The organism is Hyphomonas sp. (assembly GCF_041689225.1).
Lineage (GTDB): Bacteria > Pseudomonadota > Alphaproteobacteria > Caulobacterales > Hyphomonadaceae > Hyphomonas.
Map to the genome: position 1 here is coordinate 1 of NZ_JBDNGN010000162.1, position 4,267 is coordinate 4,267.

A 4,267-nucleotide genomic window follows, 5' to 3' on the forward strand; every position below is an offset into this window, starting at 1 on the left:
GCCTGACATGCATTGTGGCCCGAGAGGCTGGATTCGGGTTCAAATTGTGCTTCCTTGGTCCAGTTGGTGCTAAAGATGGCGTGCGCCCTGTACGCCCGGAAAAGCTGCCGGCCAGTCCTGATATCGTCCCTGGTGTCAGTCTGATGGCACAGCGGGGTTCGGGCTATGCGGGCGTTGGTCTCCTGGACGCGGTCTGCCTGCCAGATGGGCTTGCGGTCAGGCTTCGTCCATCCGGCATGCGTAAGGTCTCGGACACGATTCTTGTGCTGGAAGCTGCGGACCCTGACTGCGACGTTCGAGCGGAGACGTGTCTCGAAATCTCGGGCGGCGTGATGGTTGTCGAGACTCGCGTTTTCAATGACGGATCCAATATCGTGGACGTGCATCGTTGCGCCGCAGGCTTGTTGCCGCTTGATGACTGGAGCACTGACGCAATCACTTCCTACGGAGCATGGGCCCGGGAAGGGCATACCTCCCGGGTTCCTATTGATGCGGGACGCGTCCAATCCGTGTCGCGACTGGGTCGGACTGGCTTTGACGGCTCCCCCTCTATGCTCGTTTGCGAAAGCTCCGCCAGTCCTCGCCATGGACGTGCGATCGCGGCGCATCTCGCCTGGAGCGGTAGTCACTCCATCAGCGTGGAACGTTTGCCTGATGGCTCAACAGAGCTATGTGCAGAACCCATCTACGAGCCGGGTGAAATCCAACTTGCTCCCGGCGAACAAGTCGTGACCCCGAAACTGTTAGTCGCGGTGTCAGAAAATGGATTCGATGAACTGAGCGACCGGCTGCATGCGTTCGCGCGCTCTCAGTCGCGTGTTGTGCCCAGGTCGGTGCATTTCAACACATGGGAGGCTCGATACTTCGATTTCGATGAGGCATCCCTCGTCGAGCTCGCGGCGCAGGCCGCCGCGCTCGGCGCCGAGCGATTTGTTCTGGACGACGGCTGGTTCATCGGACGACGGGATGACACTAGCAGCCTTGGAGATTGGGAACCGGACGCAGATCGGTTCCCGCAAGGGCTTGGTCCGCTAATCCGCAATGTCCACAGCCTTGGAATGACTTTTGGCCTTTGGGTCGAACCGGAAATGGTGAGCCGCAAGAGCGCGCTCTATCGCGCGCATCCTGAATGGGTTTTGGGGTATCCCGATTCCGAAGTACCAACCGGGCGCAATCAACTAGTTCTGGATCTGTCAAATCCGGATGTACGAGACTATCTGTTCGGGGCCCTTGCCGAATGCCTGGATCTTGGCGGCATCGAGTACCTCAAATGGGATTGCAATCGTGAACTCTATCCGGCTGCAATCAACGGACGTGGCCGTGCAACGTCCCAGACGCTTGGTGTCTACGCGCTGATGGACCGACTGCAGGCGCGGTTCCCTGAGCTTGAAATAGAAAGCTGCGCCAGTGGTGGTGGCCGGATCGATTTTGGCATTCTCCCGCGCGTGACGCGGTTCTGGGCAAGTGATGCTACAGACGCGCTGGATCGCATCCGGATCAACCAGGACCTTTCCCGGTACATACCGGTCGAGATGATTGGATCGCATGTCGGGCCATCCCCGAACCACATTACGGGCCGGACGTTCTCCATGCGCTTTCGTGCACTGGTTTCCATGTTCGGGCATTTCGGGCTTGAGCTTGACCCGTCTGCTTTGTCGGAAAAGGACAAGACAGCGCTTGTGGTAGCCATCAAAGCACACAAACGGTTTCGGGGTTGGATGCATTCCGGACGTATCAGAACGCTGCCGGTGACCGACAAACACCTCAACGTGACTATGGTGGAATCGAAAGACGCTGAACACATTCTCGTTCGTGTCCTGAGAACGGGAATGTCTGCCCGGCCGTTGCATGCCCGGATAGCCCTGCCAGGGCTTGAATCAAGTTGCGTCTACGCTGTTTCAGAAGTGGCCTTTGATGGTGGCCCCGACACCGGTATCGGCAGTTTTTCCGCTGAAGGCCTAGCCTGGTCTGGATTGGACATGGATCCTAAAAAGCCCAACCAAGGGCGTCTATTCTACCTTAACCGCCTGGAGACCGTACGGACATGAAGCTAGGCGTTTGCTACTATCCTGAGCACTGGCCAGAGGCAGACTGGGCGGATGACGCGCGGCGCATGAAGGCGCTGGGCCTTGAACTGGTCCGCATCGGAGAGTTTGCCTGGTCGAGGATTGAGCCTTCGCCGGGTGAGTATGACTGGTCCTGGCTCGACCGCGCTATTTCAACACTGAATGCCGAAGGTCTCAGAATTATTCTCTGTACGCCCACAGCCACGCCGCCCAAGTGGTTGGTGGACCAATATCCCGATATTATTCCCTGGGATGCAAACGGTCGCCTGAAAAAATTCGGATCGCGGCGACATTATTGTTTCTCATCTCCAACTTACCGCCGGGAGAGCGCGCGGATTACCGAGGCGTTGGCGCGCCGTTTTGGCGACCACCCGGCGGTGGTAATGTGGCAGACGGACAATGAATACGGCCACCATGGAACGCATGAGAGTTTTTCTCCGGATGCGGCAAGGTCGTTCCGACTGTGGCTGCAATGCAGGTATGAATCGATCAATGCCCTCAACACGGCGTGGGGGACCGTTTTCTGGTCGCAGGACTATCGGTCATTCGATGAGGTCGATCCGCCGAACGCGACGGTCACAGAAGCCAATCCATCTCACCGTCTGGACTACCGACGCTTCTCCAGTGATGAAATCTGCGAGTTCAACAGGGAGCAGGTAGACATCCTGCGTCGCCACAGTCCGGGGCGACAGATTGCTCATAACTACATTGGCGATTTCACCAAGCTGGATCATCACGCAATTGGCGCATCGCTCGATGTCGCTGCCTGGGACAGCTACCCGATTGGTCTGCTGAGCGAGGGCGATGACAACGAGGCCGACAAAGCCCATTGGCTTTGCTACGGGCACCCGGACTTCGCCGCGTTCAATCATGATGTATTCCGGCACTGTTCGCCCCAATGGGGCGTTATGGAGCAGCAGCCGGGCCCTGTGAACTGGGCCACCCATAATGCGGCGCCTGCGCCTGGCATGGTACGTCTATGGACCTGGGAGGCGTTCGCGCACGGGGCCGCGTTCGTCAGCTATTTCCGATGGCGGCAAGTGCCATTCGGCCAGGAGCAGATGCATGCGGCACTTCTGACGCCAGACCGGCAGGATGCGCGAGCTCTTGTGGAAATTGCCCAAGTTGCAGGCGAGCTAGGCGCAATCGGAAAGTTGGAATCAACATCTACGCGTGTTGCGATTGTCCTCGACTATCCAAGCCTTTGGCAACATGAGATCCAGCCGCAGGGGCGAGCGGGCTCGGTGCTTGAAATGGCGCGTACGCTCTACTCTTGTTGCCGACAATTGGGGCTGGATGTGGACGTCGTTCCGCAAGGTGCCGACTTTGAACCTTATGGACTCGTCATCTTGCCGAGTGTTTCGATCCTGGATGCTGGGATGTGTGAGCGGTTGCGCGAGAGTGGTGCGACTGTGCTGGCGACGCCTCTCACAGGGTCGCGGACCGGCGTTGGCCACATCCCAATGAGCCTGGCTCCCGGTCCGTTTTCGGACCTGTTGCCTATGCAGGTGGGTGTATTCGAAAGCCTTCCGCCATTTGCAAAACCTCGCGTGATGGCCGGTGGTCAATTGTTTGATGGCTCGCTCTGGCGGGAGTCTGTGAAGAGTACGGCGGAACCGGTGGCGCTTTTCGAAAATGGCGAACCGGCCTGGCTTCGAAATGGACAGGTGCATTATCTGGCTTGCTGGCCGGGCGAACTGCTCTTGATGTATGTGCTTCGTCAGCTCTGTCAGGAGGCGAAACTGGAGGTTCGCGAGATCGGTCGTGATATTCGTCTTCGTCGCGCCGGGAATATCCAGTTTGCTTTCAATTACGGCCGGGACGTCATTGACCTCAGATTTGTCGGTGCGCCGGAGGCAGATGAGGATTACCTGATCGGCGCGCGAGAGATCGGAGGCGCCGGAGTGGCTGCCTGGCGCATATAACTTTGGTCTCTCGTACGTCACGTGGCGGGCTAGCTGGCGGGGTTGGCTAAAGACCAAATCAATACCGCACCTATATTGCAATGCATTATCAGAAGTGTCTGGCGGTGGTGTCAGGCTAGTGCGAACCAGTCTCCGTTATTCGCGGCAAAGCGAGTACTAGGCGACGAGAGCGTCGCGCCACTCGCGAAGCGCGACGTCTCGTCTTTGTTTGAATCGTGTACGGGAGTTGACGTGCCTTTCGAGGTTGAAGTGATTGTACACTGACGAATGGATGGA

2 protein-coding genes are annotated in these 4,267 nt (G+C 58.0%); both read left to right on the forward strand.

Going from position 1 to position 4,267, the window contains the following annotated elements; genetic code table 11:
• Positions 1-2,048: alpha-galactosidase (locus ACESNB_RS16005; protein WP_373009113.1), on the forward strand; the 2,048-nt coding region annotated here is incomplete at its 5' end.
• The gene (locus ACESNB_RS16010) at positions 2,045-3,991 is read left to right on the forward strand and encodes a beta-galactosidase (RefSeq protein WP_373009115.1); all 1,947 of its coding nucleotides are present in this window, start codon (positions 2,045-2,047) and stop codon (positions 3,989-3,991) included. The genes ACESNB_RS16005 and ACESNB_RS16010, both read left to right, overlap by 4 nt.
• Positions 3,992-4,267 lie beyond the last annotated feature (276 nt).

Excerpts from the sequence above, each read along its gene's own strand:
- ACESNB_RS16010 (WP_373009115.1), top strand. The coding sequence starts at position 2,045 with ATGAAGCTAGGCGTTTGCTACTATCCTGAGCACTGGCCAGAGGCAGAC.